General features: G+C 63.1%; 14 protein-coding genes. 6 read left to right on the top strand and 8 right to left on the bottom strand.

Features of this window, described 5'->3' with window-relative positions; translation table 11 throughout:
- Window position 1: 1 nt before the first annotated feature.
- From JVX98_RS08410 to JVX98_RS08390, 5 genes are all read right to left on the bottom strand, one after another.
- The gene (locus JVX98_RS08410; RefSeq protein WP_034792198.1) at window positions 2–859 is read right to left on the bottom strand and encodes a carbohydrate ABC transporter permease; all 858 of its coding nucleotides are present in this window, start codon (window positions 857–859) and stop codon (window positions 2–4) included.
- Window positions 860–870: 11 nt separating this feature from the next.
- Window positions 871–1,794, bottom strand: a complete 924-nt coding sequence (locus JVX98_RS08405) for a carbohydrate ABC transporter permease (RefSeq protein WP_034792195.1) — start codon at window positions 1,792–1,794, stop codon at window positions 871–873.
- A gap of 232 nt (window positions 1,795–2,026) precedes the next feature.
- Window positions 2,027–3,469 carry an extracellular solute-binding protein gene (locus JVX98_RS08400; RefSeq protein ID WP_043615733.1) on the bottom strand — a complete coding sequence of 481 codons (1,443 nt, stop codon included), beginning with the start codon at window positions 3,467–3,469 and terminating at the stop codon, window positions 2,027–2,029.
- Window positions 3,470–3,586: 117 nt separating this feature from the next.
- A complete protein-coding gene (locus tag JVX98_RS08395; RefSeq protein WP_205239404.1) occupies window positions 3,587–4,552 on the bottom strand; it encodes a sugar-binding transcriptional regulator in 966 nt (321 codons plus the stop codon).
- A gap of 276 nt (window positions 4,553–4,828) precedes the next feature.
- Window positions 4,829–5,572: a LuxR C-terminal-related transcriptional regulator gene (locus JVX98_RS08390; RefSeq protein ID WP_371826555.1), complete on the bottom strand. Its 744-nt coding sequence runs from the start codon at window positions 5,570–5,572 to the stop codon at window positions 4,829–4,831.
- A gap of 245 nt (window positions 5,573–5,817) precedes the next feature.
- Here JVX98_RS08390 and JVX98_RS08385 point away from each other — a divergent pair, with 245 nt between their 5' ends.
- The 5 genes from JVX98_RS08385 (at window position 5,818) to JVX98_RS08365 (ending at window position 10,819) form a co-directional block, all read left to right on the top strand.
- Window positions 5,818–6,900 carry an ABC transporter ATP-binding protein gene (locus JVX98_RS08385; RefSeq protein ID WP_205238293.1) on the top strand — a complete coding sequence of 361 codons (1,083 nt, stop codon included), beginning with the start codon at window positions 5,818–5,820 and terminating at the stop codon, window positions 6,898–6,900.
- Between the two features lie 70 nt (window positions 6,901–6,970).
- Window positions 6,971–8,131 (top strand): spermidine/putrescine ABC transporter substrate-binding protein, encoded by a 1,161-nt coding sequence (locus JVX98_RS08380; protein ID WP_205238292.1) that lies wholly within the window; start codon window positions 6,971–6,973, stop codon window positions 8,129–8,131.
- Between the two features lie 237 nt (window positions 8,132–8,368).
- Window positions 8,369–9,235: an ABC transporter permease gene (locus JVX98_RS08375; RefSeq protein WP_113540374.1), complete on the top strand. Its 867-nt coding sequence runs from the start codon at window positions 8,369–8,371 to the stop codon at window positions 9,233–9,235.
- On the top strand, window positions 9,235–10,053 hold the full coding sequence (locus tag JVX98_RS08370; protein WP_104663006.1) for an ABC transporter permease: 819 nt from the start codon (window positions 9,235–9,237) through the stop codon (window positions 10,051–10,053). The genes JVX98_RS08375 and JVX98_RS08370 overlap by 1 nt, the downstream gene beginning before the upstream one ends.
- A gap of 4 nt (window positions 10,054–10,057) precedes the next feature.
- A complete protein-coding gene (locus tag JVX98_RS08365; RefSeq protein WP_205238291.1) occupies window positions 10,058–10,819 on the top strand; it encodes an SDR family NAD(P)-dependent oxidoreductase in 762 nt (253 codons plus the stop codon).
- Between the two features lie 7 nt (window positions 10,820–10,826).
- Here JVX98_RS08365 and JVX98_RS08360 read toward each other — a convergent pair whose 3' ends face one another.
- Entirely contained in the window at window positions 10,827–11,630 is an 804-nt protein-coding gene (locus JVX98_RS08360) for a class I SAM-dependent methyltransferase (RefSeq protein WP_205238290.1), read from the bottom strand.
- A 401-nt stretch (window positions 11,631–12,031) separates the two neighbouring features.
- Here JVX98_RS08360 and JVX98_RS08355 point away from each other — a divergent pair, with 401 nt between their 5' ends.
- Window positions 12,032–12,376, top strand: coding sequence for a hypothetical protein (locus JVX98_RS08355; RefSeq protein WP_192446800.1), 345 nt, complete (start codon window positions 12,032–12,034; stop codon window positions 12,374–12,376).
- A 302-nt stretch (window positions 12,377–12,678) separates the two neighbouring features.
- Here the strand turns inward: JVX98_RS08355 and JVX98_RS08350 are convergent, their stop codons facing one another.
- Together JVX98_RS08350 and JVX98_RS08345 are read right to left on the bottom strand one after the other, a co-directional pair.
- Window positions 12,679–14,337, bottom strand: coding sequence for a urocanate hydratase (locus JVX98_RS08350; RefSeq protein ID WP_205238289.1), 1,659 nt, complete (start codon window positions 14,335–14,337; stop codon window positions 12,679–12,681).
- A gap of 43 nt (window positions 14,338–14,380) precedes the next feature.
- Window positions 14,381–14,710 carry a TfoX/Sxy family protein gene (locus JVX98_RS08345; RefSeq protein WP_205238288.1) on the bottom strand — a complete coding sequence of 110 codons (330 nt, stop codon included), beginning with the start codon at window positions 14,708–14,710 and terminating at the stop codon, window positions 14,381–14,383.
- Window positions 14,711–14,714 lie beyond the last annotated feature (4 nt).

The raw sequence follows: 14,714 nt of genomic DNA, 5'->3' as shown, positions 1-14,714 counted from the left end.
GTTACCCTTTCACCGCGCCGAGCGACAGGCCTTCGACGAGGTAGCGCTGGGCGTAGAGTGCAAGTGCGAGCGTCGGCGTGACCGAAAGAACGATGGCCGCGGCGATCTGCCCGTATTGGATGCCCGATGAAGTGACGAAGGCAAGTGCGCCGACCGTCACCGGCTGCTTATCGGCGGACGCCAGCACCAGCGCGAACACGAAGTTGTTCCAGGCGAAGATGAAGGCGAGCAGTCCGGCGGCAGCAATGCCGGGGCCGGCAAGCGGCAGCGCGATCTTGCGGAAGGTCGCAAACCAGGAATGGCCGGCGATGCGATAGGCATATTCGACGTCGGCGGAGATGTCCTCGAAGTAGCCGCGCACGATCCAGAGGATCAGCGGCAGGCAGATCAGCTGGTAGACCCAGATCAGGCCGAAGTAGGTGTTGGAGAGGCCGAGCCACTGGAAGTACTGGGTCAGCGGCAACAGCACCAGGAGCGGCGGCGCGAAGCGGAACGAAAGCAGCGTGAACGCGATGTCTTCCGAGCCTTTGAACTTGTGACGGGCAAAGGCGTAGGCCGCAGGCACGCCAAGCACCAACGCCACGGCAACGGAGGCGACCGACAGGAAGATCGAATTGCCGAGATTGCGCATGAAGGCGATGTCGAGCGTGCCCGCCGCCGTCTGCAGCTTGCCGGTGATCAGCGCCGCATAGTTGGACAGCGTCGGCGAGAACACGACCGACGGCGGGATGGCGAGGATCGTCTCGTTCGTCTGGAACGACATCAGGAAGATCCAGAAGATCGGGAACATGAAGAAGACGACGACGAGCGTCAGGGCGAGACCGCGCAAAGTCCGTTCGAGCGGAGACATGGTTTCCATTGGTCCCTCCTTTACGCTTCGCCGCGTGCGCGTTCGCGCAGCCGCAGCCAGTTCTTGATGAAGACGTTGGACAGCGTGTAGGTGATCGCCCACAGGATGATCAGCAGTGCTGCCGAACGGCCGACATTGGTCGACTGGAAGAAGTTGAGATAGGCCTCGACCTGGAAGACGGTGAGCGTGTTGCCGGGCCCGCCTTGGGTCATCGCGTAGATGATGTCGAACTGCTGGATACTGTCGAGCAACCGGAACAGCGTCGCCGTCAGGATGTAGGGTGTGAGCATCGGCAGGGTGATGCGGAAGAAGACGAAGCTGCGCGGAACGCCATCGAGTGCAGCCGCCTCGAAGGGCTGGGTCGGCAGCGACCGCAGGCCCGCAAGCAGCAGGATCATGATGAAGGGCGTATAGACCCAGATGTCGACGAGCACGACGGTCAGAAGTGCGGTATCCGGCGAGGATGCCCAGCGAAAATCATGCAGACCGATCAGGCTTGCGAGATAGCTGAGGATACCGAAGCTCGGATTGGTCATCAGCTTCCACATCAAGGCGGCGAGCGCCGGCGCGATCATCAGCGGCAAGAGCAGCATGATCGAGATGAAATTGTTGACCGCGGAGCGCCGCTGCAGAAGCAGCGCGATGCCGAGGCCGAGCAGCAGTTCCAGCGTCACGGTGAGGCCGGCATAGAGCAGCGACACCTTGAGCGTGTTCCAGAAGGCCGGATCGGTGAAGAAGTTGAGATAGTTTTCGCCCCAGTTGAACTGGCGCGCCCAGGGCTGGCTGAGGCGATAGCGCTGGAAGGAATAGATGACCGCCGTGAAGAACGGGATGAGGATGCCGATACAGACGAGCAGCGCCGGCAGGCTCAGCACGTAGGGAAGCATCTTCCTGCTGATCCTGAAACCGGAGGCTGGTCTTTTGAGGGTTTCTGTTGAAGCCATGTCGAGCTCCGTTCCTGACGTCTTTAAAGAGCACGCGGCACGCGGCGGCCTTCAGGCGTCGCGCCAGTTCCTCGGCATCTCAGGTTGATTTCGATGCGGCCTCAAAGAGGTCGCAACAGGCCGGCTCAGCCGGCATCGCGGGATGCCCGGCGCCACCGGAGCGCCGTGCGTTCAGACGAACGCACGAAGGACGCTCTGGCACTCTGGCGCCGGGCATCGCTTGGGAGGCCTATCAGCCGAGACCCGCCTCTTGGAGCTGGCGGTTGATGCTTTCGACGAGCTGGTCGAGACCTTCATCTACGGGCACCTGCTTGGCCACCATCTTCTGCAGCGTCGATGCCCATTCGGTGGTGACGTCGAAGAACAGCGGCTGCGGCGTGAACTTGATGGAGGCGCCGGCGGCCGAGGCGTCGAACATTTCGACATAACCCGGATACTTGCCGTTCAGCTTCTCGCGGAACATCTCGTCCTTCCAGATCGACTGGCGAACCGGATCGACGAAGTCCATCTTGGTGGCGCCGAACAGCGCGTGCTCCGGACCGGAAGCCCATTGCAGGAAGTACCAGGTGGCGTCCTTGTCCTTGGAGAAGTTGGACATGGCAAGCGACCAGATCCAGATGTTCGGCGTCGAGGCGGTCGCTTCCGGGTTGGCGGCAAAGGCCGCATAGCCGAGCTTGCCGGCCATCTTGTTGTCGCCGCCGTTCATGAAGTAGCCGAGGCAATCGGCGTCGAAGATCATCGCCGATGCGCCGGCGCCAAGGTCGGTGCCGACCTGGTACCAGGTGTAGGTCGACCAGTCCTTCGGACCGCTTTCCTGGATCATCTGCACGAACTTGGCGTGATAGGCCTTGGATTCCGCCGTGCCCATCGCTGCCGACAGCTTGCCGTCAGCCGAAACGTTCAGGTCCTTCTGGTTGAAGTTCGCATAGCCCGACAGGAAGCCGGGATGGATCGTTGCCCAGGAGCGCGAACCGCGAACGCCGATGCCGTAGATGCCGCCGATGTCCTTCTGCAGCTTGGCCGCAACCGTGATCATGTCGTCGAGGTTCTTCGGCAGCTCGACGCCGGCCTTGTCGAACATCTCGCGGTTATAGGTGATGTTGTTCTGCTCGAATGCCCACGGAATGCACCACTGCTTGGCATCTTCCGAACCGAGCGCCCCGCCCGGCTGGCCGTTCCAGGCGCAGGAGTTCTTCACGCCAGCCAGGAAATCGTCCCAGTTGTAGTTGGGGTTGGTCTTGGCCGGGTCCTTGATCCACTCGTTGAGGTCGGCGATCCAGCCGGCCGGACCGTAGGTCCAGGTCATGTAGGCGCCGGTCATGAAGGCATCGTATTCGGCCGAGCCCGACGACAGCGCCGCCGTCACCTTGTCGAAATAGACGTCTTCCGGGAACACGTCATAGGTAACGTCGATGCCCGTCAGGTCCTTGAAGGCCTGCAGGTTGGCAATCATCGCATCGGCGTACGGATGCTTGTTCAAAAGCAGCTTCAGCTTCTTGCCGGAATGTGCCTTCCAGTCGAAATCGGCGGCCAGCGCCTGCGTCGACATCATGTTGAACAACGTGCCGGCCGTGCCGGCTGCCAGGCCTGCAGCCCCCAATCCCTTGAGCATGCCGCGGCGGTCCACCTCCCCACGCAGGAATGCGCTGATGAGGTCCTTCTCCTTCTCGTACATTCGTCTTCTCCTCCGTTGCGGGTATGATTGCGACTGCCGGCTACCCCACCGGTATTCCTCCCTTTAAGACCGCGAGCAGATCCTCCCTGCCCTCATGGCCTCGAATGTCTCAGCGCCTCATGCGCCGTCGGCGGCCAGCGCCCTCGCAGTCCTCTCGTCGGTAATGAGACCGCTCAAATGCCCGCTGGCGAGAACGGCGCGGATGGCCGGCACCTTGATCTTGCCGCCGGCCACAGCGACCGTGCGGCGGTTCTTCAGGTCCTCGCGGCTGAGCGTAAACGTGCGGTCGGAAAGCGTGGTTTCGACCGGCTTGCCGTCGCGGTCGAAGAAATGGCCGAGGAGCTCGCCCATTGCCCCGCCCTTCTGGATGTCCTCGATCTCGCTGGTCTCGATCATGCCGGTCGAAACCAGCGAGGCTTCGCGCTCGACGGTGCCGATACCGACCATCAGGAGATCGGCGGTCTTGGCGAGATCGAAGACCTCGCGCACGCCGCGCTGGCTGAAGAGCACGTCGCGATCCTCGACCGTGTTGGCGAAGAACGGCACCGGCATGACATAGGCCTCTGCCCCGGTTCGTTCCGCAAGCCGGTGGATCACGTCGTGCGGGTTGGCGGAGAACTTGCGGGTGAGCCCGCCAAGCAGCGAGACGAAGCGGGTATTGCCGCTCGAAATCCGCGGCAGATACTCGACGCAGGCCGCAAGCGTACGGCCGTGGCCGACGCCGACCAGCGCCGTTTCGCCGCGCTCGATCTCGCGCTTCAGGAACTGCGCGCCGGAAATGCCGAGCGCCTTCAAGGGCAGCTCGTCAGAGTCAAAGTCCGGCACCACCTCGCAATAGTCGAGGCCATAGCGGGCCGAAAGCGCCTGCTCGAGTTCGACGCATTCGGAAACTTCGCCGTCGATATAGACCTTCACCAACCCTTCCTGGTTGGCCTTCATGATTAGCCGGTGGGCTTTCAGCGAGGTCAGCCCCAGCCGCTTGGCGACCTCCGCCTGGGTCAGGCCGCCGGCATAGTGCAGCCAGGCCGCCCGCGTCGCCATGCTGGTCTCGTCGTCACGAATGCCCGTCCCGCCAATCGTCATTGTTTCCACCCGGCTCTTGTTGCGTTGCATGATATTTTTTGCACCGCGTGATATTTTTATCCGTTAATGAAAGAAATTTCATGGCGTGAAAAAAATGTCAATAGCGCCTGACAAATGAGCGATCACGTTTGTGAAGACGCGGTTGAGCGCTCGCGGCGGCCGCACGCAATGGCAGCGGCCGTCGGCAGGCAACGGAGATCGGGAGCTTCTTGAAAACTGGGAATGCACCGCACGACGGACGATCGACTGACCGTCGGCGGTGCACGGGTCGCCGGATTATTGCCCGAGGTTTCGGAGGTAGAGCGACAGCAATTGCGTCTGCGAGGAAATGCCGAGCTTGCGGTAGACGTTGCGGCGGTGGACCTTCACCGTGCCGGTGGAGATGCCGAGCCGAAGCCCGATCGATTCCGACGAATGGCCCTGCAGCACCAACTCGATGATCGAGGCTTCGCGCTCCGTCAGATTGAGATGTTGCCAGACGCCGTCGGCCGGCGGGTGTGTCGCCTTGCGTTTGCTGCGCCCGGTTTTCGCCAGCGCCGCATCGAAGCGGCGGCCGAGATCGGCCCAATGATGGCGTACCAGGCCAGAGACCAGCGGCTCCACCTTTTTCAGAAGCGCAAACTCAGCAGTGCTGAAAGTCCCCGTTGCCTCGCGCCGCATCAGCGAAAGCACGACGGTGATCTGCTCGTCGACCGGCACGAAGAAACCGACCTCTTCGGCAAGCCCGGTCTGAACGTAATAGGTGCGGTAGTATTCCGAGGAGAAGAACCGGTCGGGCGCCAGCTCCCGCATCCGCCAGACGCCGGGCTCGCTCTTGATCGCTGCGTGGTAGAACGGGTCCAGCAGGTAGGGCCCGGCCTGGTAGAGGCTGACGAAGAGCACGTGATCCCTGGCGTTGAAGGTGCTGTAGAGATCGATCGGCCGTTCCTTGCCGCGATAGGCGAAAACGACCACGTAGTCGAAGGTCATCAGCTTTGACATCAACCGCCGATAAGTGGAGCCGACGGTCTCGTCGTCCATCGCCGCACCCGCCACCAGCGGCGCCATGACCTGAAAAAGTCCTTCGAGATCGACGCTCAAACCGCCCTCCCGGCCGGTGTTTCCTGCTCTGAGGTATACTCCTCACACAGAGCAATCCGCGTTGAAATACCTCTCTCGGGGTATATACCGGCTAGGCATGTGGTGACTAGGCTGCGTGTCAATGACGGTGGAGTGCCGGGATACGAGATCCTGGCGACATCCGAAAACAACCGCAGGGAACAGACGTGACATCCGCTTCGACGAACGACATCGAGTTCCGTTCGGTCGCCAAACGTTATGGCGCCGTGACGGCCGTTTCCGACATCAATCTCGAGGTGCCGCGCGGCGCCTTCATGGCGCTTCTCGGGCCGTCGGGCTGCGGCAAGACCACCTGCCTGCGCATGATCGGCGGCTTCGAGCAGCCAAGCGAAGGCACGGTCTTCATCAGCGGCGAACCGATGAACGGGGTTGCCGCCTATCGCCGCCCGGTCAACATGGTATTCCAGCATTATGCGCTGTTCCCCCATCTCGATGTCGAAGCCAACGTCTCCTACGGCTTGAGGCAGATGCGGCCGCGCATCGCCAGCGCCGAGATCGCCCGCCGCGCCCAGGAGGCGCTGGAAATGGTACGGCTCGGCGGCTTCGGCAAACGCCGCATCCACGAAATGTCCGGCGGACAGCAGCAGCGCGTGGCGCTCGCCCGCGCCATCGTCAACAAGCCGAAGGTGCTTCTGCTCGACGAGCCCTTGGCAGCCCTCGACAAGAAGCTGCGCACCGCCATGCAGATCGAACTGCAGACCCTGCAGCGCGAACTCGGCATTACCTTCGTGCTCGTCACCCACGACCAGGAAGAAGCGCTGTCGATGAGCGATTTCGTCTGCGTCATGAATTCAGGTCGCATCGTCCAGGTCGGCCCGCCGCAGGAAATCTACGACCGGCCCGCAAGCCTTTTCGTCGCCGATTTCGTCGGCAAGACCAATCGTATCGACGCCACCGTCGACGGCGCCTCGTCGCTCGTCCTTGCCAATGGCGCCCGCTTCGCCACCTCCGCCGTCAACGGCACAAAAGGTGCAGCAACGGTGGCGCTGCGGCCCGAGGCGATCCGCCTGACGCGCAACGGTGCTGTCAGCACGTCTGCGCTGGCGGGCACGGTCACGCACCGGATCTTCCTGGGGTCAGCGGTCGAATATTCCGTCGCGGTCGACGGTCTCGGCGATTTCCTTGTCACCGCCGAACGCCGCACGCTCGGCGACAGCGAACTGGTCGAACCCGGCGAAAAGGTCGGCCTCGCCTTCGATCCGAACGCGCTTCACGTCTTTCCAGCCTGACATCGCCCGGCTTCGAAAAGCCGGTTCTGCCGCCTACGCATGAACGTCAAACGATAAAGGGAACAGCGTCATGAGCAAATGGTACAGAGAAAATGCCCCGATTACCGCCGACCAGCTCTCGGACGAACTGATGCGCCTGAAGCGCGGCTCGGTCACGCGCCGCCATTTCCTCGGCGTCACCGGCCTTGGCCTTGCGACCGCAGTGCTCGCACGCCAGCCGGGCCTCTTCAATTCCACCGCCTTTGCCGGCGATCTCGGCACGCAGATGTCGATCGCCACCTGGCCGAACTACCACGACCCGGCGACCTTCGAAGCCTTCCAGGCGGCGACCGGCGTTGCGGTCGAAGTCAACGTCTTCGGCTCCAACGAGGAGATGCTGGCGAAACTCCAGGCCGGCGGCACCGGCTGGGACCTCTTCGTTCCGACCAACTACACGATCTCGACCTATGTGAAGCTCGGCCTCATCGACGAGCTCGATATGTCAAAGCTTCCGAACTACGACGCCACGACCGAGACCGCCCGTTTCACGAACGAGGGCACTGTCGATGGCAAGACCTATGCCGTGCCGAAGAACTGGGGCACGACCGGCATTGCGGTCAATTCGGGGAAAATTAAGAAGCCGGTCACCAGCTGGAAGGAATTCTTCGAAATCGCCATGACCGACGGCGACGGCCGCGCCATGGTGCACGACTACCAGCTCACCACCATCGGCAACGCGCTGGTGTCGCTCGGCTATTCCTTCAACTCGATCAAGCCGGAAGAACTCGCCAAGGCCGAGGAACTGCTGATCAAGGTGAAGCCGCATCTCTACGCCATCAACAGCGACTACCAGCCGTCGATGCGCGCGACCGACGCCTGGATGACCATGTGCTGGACCAATGACGGCGCACAGCTCAACCGCGACATGCCGGAAATCCTGTTCACGCTCGGCAAGGACGGCGGCGAGATCTGGTCGGACTTCTACGCGATCCCGAAGAGTGCCGCCAACAAGGCCGCCGGCTACGCGCTGCTCAACTACCTGATGGCGCCGGAAAACGCCATGAAGGAGCACATCGCCAACGGCGCACCGACCACCGACAGCCGCGTCATGAAGCTGCTGCCGGTCGATGTCACCTCCAACAAGATCGTCTATCCGGACGAGGCCGCGCTGACGCCGCTCGAATTCGGCGCCGCCGTGACCCTCACCGACCCCGGCCGCGCCGAACTGATGGCACGCTTCAAGTCGGCTTGATCTTGCATGTGACTGCCCGTCATCCGCCGGCCGGCCCCTTCTCCCCGCAAGCGGGGAGAAGGAACAAGCGGCAGGCTCCCTGCCCTCCTGCTTCTGCCGGAAGAATGCGACCGGGCGGGCGCCACTAGTCCCCTTCGCCCCTCCTGCGGGGACAAGGGGCCGGCAGGCCGGATGAGGGGCTTTCCTCACCGTTTTGCGCGACGACCAAAACATTCCAGAACACAACGGACCAAACCTATGACCGCGGCAACGAATACGAAGAGAAACCTGGTGACGGCGGCGCTGGTGGCGCCGGCCGCGGCCTGGTTGATGATCTTCCTCGTGCTGCCCTTCATCGCCATGCTGGTCTTCGCCTTTGGCGAGCGCGCACCGGAAGGCGGCTATCAAGCGGCCTTCACCTTTGCGCAATTTGCCAACCTGCCAACGCGAGCGGCCGCCTTCTGGAACACGCTGATCCTGGCGCCGATCGGCGCGCTTGCCTGCCTGCTGATCGCCTACCCGGTCGCCTATTACCTCGCGGTCAAGGCGAACCCGCGCTACCGGCTGATCCTGGTGTCGCTCGTCGTCGTGCCCTTCTGGACGAGCCTGCTCGTGCGCACCTATGCCTGGATGTACATTCTCGGCTCCCGCGGCATCCCGAACCTGCTTTCGATGATCGGCATCGAGGATGTCAGGATGCTGAACACGCCGGGCGCAGTCCTGCTCGGCATCGTCTACGGCTACCTGCCGCTGATGATCATGCCGATCTATGTGAGCCTCGAAAAACTCGACCGCCGCTTGCTCGAAGCCTCCGCCGACCTCGGCGGGAGGCCTGTCTCGACCTTCTTCGGCGTCACCCTGCCCTTGTCGCTGCCGGGGGTCATGACCGGCGTCGCGCTGGTGACGATCCTGCTGCTCGGCGAATACCTGATCCCGCAGCTCTTGGGCGGCGGCAAGGTGTTCTTCATCGGCAATGCGCTTGTCGATCTCTTCCTGCAATCGCGAAACTGGCCGTTCGGCTCGGCGATCGCCGTCACGCTGGTTGCCGTCGTCGTGGTGATCCTGATGGTGGCGATGCGCATCGCCTTCCGGGTCGCGGGCACAAGACAGGTGGATCTCGTCTGATGCGCGCCTTCATCTCCTCCGTCTATCTCTTCCTCTATGCGCCGATCGCGCTGGTCGTGCTGTTCTCCTTCAACGCCGGACGCAACGCCAGCGAGTTCACCGGCTTTTCGACCGCCTGGTACGGCAAGGCGCTTGGCAACACCTTCCTGGTCTCGGCCCTGCAGAACAGCCTGCTGATCGCCTTCACCAGCGCCACGCTCGCCGCGATCTTCGGCACCATGGCAGCGCTCGGCATGGAGCGTCTGGCGCCGCGCAACCGGGCGATCTTCGATGCGCTCTTTGCAGCGGCCATCGTCGTTCCCGGCGTCGTCATCGGCATCGCCACGCTGGTGGCGCTCGTCGCCGTCTTCTCCTTCGTCAATCCGGCGCTGGCCACCATCTGGCCCGGCGACCAGCCGCCGCAGCTGGGGCTCGGTTACGGCTCGATCATCGCCGCCCACGGCTTGTTCTCGATGGCGCTGGTGACGATGATCGTCAAAGCCCGCATCGCCAGCCTCGGCCGCGACATCGTCGAGGCGTCAAGCGATCTCTATGCGACGCCGCTCACCACCTTCCGGCTCATCGTGCTGCCGCAGATTCTGCCCTCGATCCTTGCGGGCTTCCTGTTGGCCTTCACCTTCTCCTTCGACGATTTCATCATCGCCTTCTTCGTCGCAGGCTCGAAGACCACGCTGCCGATCTACGTCTTTGCCTCGATCCGCCGCGGCGTGACGCCCGAGATCAACGCGATCGCGACGCTGGTGCTCGTCGCCTCGCTGCTTCTGATCCTGACCGCCCGCATCCTGATGCGGGAAAAGAAAACGAAATCCGGGGAGTGAAACCATGATCCTGAAAGACCGGGTCGCGATCGTGACCGGAGCGGGCTCCGGGATCGGTCAGGCGGGTGCGGCCATCATGGCGCGCGAAGGCGCCCATGTCGTCGTGGTCGACCGCAGCCTTTCGGCAGCAGTAACCGCCGTGGAAGACATCGCCGCGAAGGGCGGCAGCGCCGAGGCGCTGGCGATCGACGTGACGGATGACGCCGCCCTTTCCGACGGCATCGCCGACATCCTCTACCGCCACCGTCGCATCGACATCCTGCACAATCACGCCGGCGCGCAGGTTGCAGGCGATCTGGAGGAGGTCGAAGTCGCAGGCTTCGACCGTTCCTGGAACCTCAATGTGCGCGCCCATTTCATGGCGGCGCGCCTGGTCATGCCGTCGATGCGGGCTGCCGGCCGCGGCGTCATCCTCAACACGTCCTCTTCCTCGGGCGTGCTCTACGACCGCGAGATGATCGCCTATACGACCACCAAACACGCCGTCATTGCCATGACCAAGCAGATGGCCGGCGACTACGCCCGCCACGGCATCCGCGTCAACGCGCTCTGCCCCGGCTGGGTCGACACGCCCTTCAACGAGCCTTTCATCGCCCAGATGGGCGGCCGCGGCGCGATCGAATCCTATATCCGCGAAAAGGTGCCGCTCGGCCGCTGGGCCAGCGTCGACGAGATCGCCGAGTCGATCCTCTTCCTCGTTTCCGACCGCTCCTCCTACATGACCGGCCAGATCCTGGTGGTCGATGGCGGCGAGACGGTGGTGTAGCGAGCCGTTAGGACGGGACAATACCCCGGCAAGCCCACGCAACCGCCGCAAAGGACCGCGGCCCATCCGGCTGGCCGGCTTCGTAGGCGGCGCGAATGGCCGCGTCGAGCTTCGCCCGCATCCCCGCATCCAGCGAGCCGACATACTTGCCCAGCGGCCCCTCGCCCGCAGAGATCGGCTCCCAGAAATCGGCGAAGGACTGATAGTCCATGCGGATCAGGAGCGAGGTCTGCTCGACGTCCGTGAGCCCATTCGCGACGAAACTCTGCATCATTTCGCCCGGCCGCATCATCGGCTGGAAACAGTAGCGGCTGCGCACCTGCTCGGCATTGCCATCCAGCATCGCCGCCACATCGAGCACCATGCGCATGCCCGGCATGCCGCCGAAGTGATCCCACACAGCGGCCGCAACGACACCGCCCGGCCGCACGACGCGGCGCATTTCGGCAACAGCCTTGCCGGCTTCCGGCACGAAGTGCAGCACCAGCAGCGCCAGCGCCCGGTCGAAGGACGCATCGGCAAAGGGCAGCGCGCAGGCGTCGGCCTGCTGGACCTTGATCCGCGGATCGGAATTCGCCTTGATCGTCGCCTCGACGAAGACGGGCGAGAAGTCGATCGCGGTAATCTCGCTGACATCGGCCGCACGCGGCAGCGCAAACGTCAGGCTTCCCGTGCCGCAGCCGACGTCCAGAACCCGCTCACCGTCGGTAACACCCGCAAAATCGATGAACAGCGGCGCAAGCTGCCGGCTCCATCGCCCCATCAGCTGCTCGTAGCCGGCAGCACTCTGCACATTGAAGCTCGACGTCATGATCGCCTCCGGCAGTGAGGCGTGCATTGTAGCGTGCGGCAGGAGCGACACCAAGACACCGACGTGCCGCTTGAGCGCGGTCAGCAGCAACAGTGAGAGGAACGTCGGCAGATCGCCTGCGTGAGTGTACTTTCCGCCCCTGCGCGAGTGAACAATCGCCGCCTTGGGCGGCAAGGTGTTTGGCGCATTTGCGACAATTGCGAAAGTGTGGTGTCTCGACGTTTCGCAACGCAGAGAGGATCAACAGCTTTCGCCTTTTTTTGTAACGGCCCGTTCACGCACAAGCGTCGCAGACAGTTTTATCTATTTCGCACCAGTTTCAGCAACGTCTCCAAGATAGTTTGCGCGGCGAAGCCCACAAACGACATTCGCGGCATTGAAATCACAACGGAAACAGAGAAATGAGAATTGTACGTACCCGTCTTTTGAGCATTTTTATCCTTCTGTCTGGTCTTCTGCTGCTGACGTATTGGCTGAAGGAGCAAGATAAGGACAGCCTATCGCGTCAGACCGCAGCACAGCTCTATTCTGAGCAATGCTTCGCAGGGCCGCATCAGAAGCAGTGGGATGATAGAACGCGTTCGTTCTGCTTCTACTACGACCAAAATGGCGACAAACTTTCAGAGAGCGACGCCGAAGCCCGTTACGAACGACGAAAGGACGCGAGGTCGGCCGAAAAAGACCGACTCCGTTCAATTGGCGCGGAAGTGGCCGAAAATGATTCGTGGCTGTGGCAGCACCCTTGATCAGAAAGCTCTCTTTTTTCCAGTGGCACAGGCGGGCAGCTTTCCAAGCGGCTTTCCAAGCGGTCCACCTGCCTCGCTGAATCCTCAAATGTCCGCGCCGGGTCGGGACGTTGGCGGCATTTGCGACTTAGTTCCGCATTTCCGTGCTCGTCTCTGACATCCAGCCACGGCGCGTCCGCGCCATGAATGCCCCTGCTCGACGCGAGGATGAAAGGTTCTCGCGCCGCCGGCGCGGCGCTGCTGGAACTCTGTGACGAGCGCAGAGATGGGGCGGAAACGCCCCCCAAAGCCGAGCAATTACCCTACACCTTCACGTGCCCGATACCCTTGGCGGCGATCTCCTCGAAGCTCTCGTCATAGCCGGCATCCGCATAGCGGATGACGCCGAGGGACGTGTCGTTGGTCAGCGCATAGTCGAGCCGCTCGTCGGCCTCGACCGTGCCGTCTGCAACAACGGTTACGCCGCAGCTCGTCATGTAGCCGGCATAGCCGCCGCCGCCGGAATGCACGACGACGAGGTCGGCCATGGACGAGCAGAGCAGCATGGCGTCGAGCAGCGGCCAGTCGGCGATCGCGTCCGATCCGTCCTTCATCCGCTCGGTCATGATGTTTGGATGCGCCATGGCGCCGGCGTCGAGATGGTCGCGGGAGAACGCGATCGGCCCCTTGAGTTCGCCGGATGCCACCAGTTCGTTGACGCGTCGTGCTAGGGCCGTGCGCTCCCCGTGCCCGAGCCAGGCGATGCGGGCCGGCAGGCCCTCGAAAGGGATATGCTGGCGCGCAAGCCTGATCCAGTTGGTGACGATGCGGTTGTGCGGAAACATGTCGAGCAGCAGATCGTCGATCCGCGCAATATCGCTTTCCTCTCCCGACAGCGCCATCCAGCGGAACGGACCGATGGCGCGGGCAAAGAGCGGGCGCAGATAGGCCTCGGTGAAGATCGGTATGTCGAAGGCATTGGCAACGCCGCCCTCGCGCGCCTGGGTGCGGATCAGGTTGCCGTTGTCGAAGACTTCCGCGCCCTTTTTCTGGAAATCCAGCATCGCCTTGACGTGCTCGACGATCGAGGCCCGGCTCGCCGCCATCAGCTGTCCCTGGCCGTCGTCGCGCAGCGATTTCACCTGGTCGAGGCTCATGCCCTTCGGCACGTAACCGTAGACAAGGTCGTGCGCCGAGGTCTGGTCGGTCACCACGTCCGGCACGATGCCGCGCCGGGCGATCTCCGGATAGATCTCCGCCGCGTTGCCGACGAGGCCGACGGAAAGCGCCCGCTTGTCCTTGACCGCCGCGTCGATCATCGCGAGCGCCGTATCGAGATCGGGCGCGATCTCCTGCAGGTAGCCGATCTCCCGGCGTTTCTTCGCCCGATCGGCGTCGATATCGACGCAGAGGATCGCCGCTCCCGCCATGCGGCCGGCAAGCGGCTGCGCGCCGCCCATGCCCCCGAGGCCGGCGGTCAGCACGAAACGGCCGGAGAGATCGCCGCCGAAGCGGCGTTCGGCGATGCGCATGAAGATCTCGTAGGTGCCCTGGATCACCCCCTGGCTGCCGATATATTGCCAGGCGCCGGCCGTCAGCCCTCCCCAGCAGATCAGCCCTTTTCGCTGCAGATCATAGAACACCTCGGCCTTCGCCCATTGGCCGACGATGTTGCAATTGGCCATGATGACGAGCGGCGCCTTGGCATGAGTCTTGAGCAGGCCCACAGGCTTGCCCGACTGGATGATGAGCGTCTGGTCCTCGTCCATTTCGGTAAGCGTCTTGACGATGGCGCGGTGCGCCGGCCAGTTGCGCGCCGCCTTGCCGAGCGCTGCATAGACGACGAGATTGTCCGGGTCCTCGCCGACCGAAAGGACGTTCTCCAGGAGCCGCAGCAGCGCTTCCTGCCGCCAGCCCTTGGCGCGCAGCTCCGGCCCGCCGGGAATGGGAAAACCAGGATGACGGGGATTGGCCTTGGGCATCGTCTCGTTCCTTGTTGTTGTCTCGGCGGGGCGGTCCCCAAGTTCACTTCGGCGGCAACGTCTCGACGAAGGTAATCGCCCCATCGAGCAGCCGCTTTCGCAGGGCATCATCGCCATAGGCATCCGCCCCGGCACGCACCCAGCCATGCATCGCCCGCCCGTTCATCACCATCAGCTCGATATCAGGCAGCGCCAGCGCCCAGCCGTCATTGCCCTTGCCGAGCCGGACGAGCAGCGAACCCTCGCGCGCGCCGAGCAGCAGGTTGCCGTGAAGCAGATACGCCCAGCCGCCGAACATCGCCTTTTCCGAGAGCCCGGCGCGGTCGCCCAGCTCTTCGCGGATCAACTCTTCCAGTCCGGCATCGCGCACCATGGCG

The sequence above is a fragment of the Ensifer sp. PDNC004 genome, from assembly GCF_016919405.1.
Taxonomy (GTDB): Bacteria; Pseudomonadota; Alphaproteobacteria; order Rhizobiales; family Rhizobiaceae; genus Ensifer.
Note: the sequence above shows the minus strand (reverse complement) of the source record. Positions and strands in the feature narration are given on the sequence as shown.

Excerpts from the sequence above, each read along its gene's own strand:
- JVX98_RS08405 (WP_034792195.1), bottom strand. The coding sequence starts at position 1,794 with ATGGCTTCAACAGAAACCCTCAAAAGACCAGCCTCCGGTTTCAGGATC.
- JVX98_RS08375 (WP_113540374.1), top strand. The coding sequence starts at position 8,369 with ATGACCGCGGCAACGAATACGAAGAGAAACCTGGTGACGGCGGCGCTG.
- JVX98_RS08370 (WP_104663006.1), top strand. The coding sequence starts at position 9,235 with ATGCGCGCCTTCATCTCCTCCGTCTATCTCTTCCTCTATGCGCCGATC.
- JVX98_RS08360 (WP_205238290.1), bottom strand. The coding sequence starts at position 11,630 with ATGACGTCGAGCTTCAATGTGCAGAGTGCTGCCGGCTACGAGCAGCTG.
- JVX98_RS08365 (WP_205238291.1), top strand. The coding sequence starts at position 10,058 with ATGATCCTGAAAGACCGGGTCGCGATCGTGACCGGAGCGGGCTCCGGG.
- JVX98_RS08390 (WP_371826555.1), bottom strand. The coding sequence starts at position 5,572 with ATGGACGACGAGACCGTCGGCTCCACTTATCGGCGGTTGATGTCAAAG.
- JVX98_RS08380 (WP_205238292.1), top strand. The coding sequence starts at position 6,971 with ATGAGCAAATGGTACAGAGAAAATGCCCCGATTACCGCCGACCAGCTC.
- JVX98_RS08410 (WP_034792198.1), bottom strand. The coding sequence starts at position 859 with ATGGAAACCATGTCTCCGCTCGAACGGACTTTGCGCGGTCTCGCCCTG.
- JVX98_RS08355 (WP_192446800.1), top strand. The coding sequence starts at position 12,032 with ATGAGAATTGTACGTACCCGTCTTTTGAGCATTTTTATCCTTCTGTCT.
- JVX98_RS08350 (WP_205238289.1), bottom strand. The coding sequence starts at position 14,337 with ATGCCCAAGGCCAATCCCCGTCATCCTGGTTTTCCCATTCCCGGCGGG.
- JVX98_RS08400 (WP_043615733.1), bottom strand. The coding sequence starts at position 3,469 with ATGTACGAGAAGGAGAAGGACCTCATCAGCGCATTCCTGCGTGGGGAG.
- JVX98_RS08395 (WP_205239404.1), bottom strand. The coding sequence starts at position 4,552 with ATGACGATTGGCGGGACGGGCATTCGTGACGACGAGACCAGCATGGCG.
- JVX98_RS08345 (WP_205238288.1), bottom strand. The coding sequence starts at position 14,710 with ATGGTGCGCGATGCCGGACTGGAAGAGTTGATCCGCGAAGAGCTGGGC.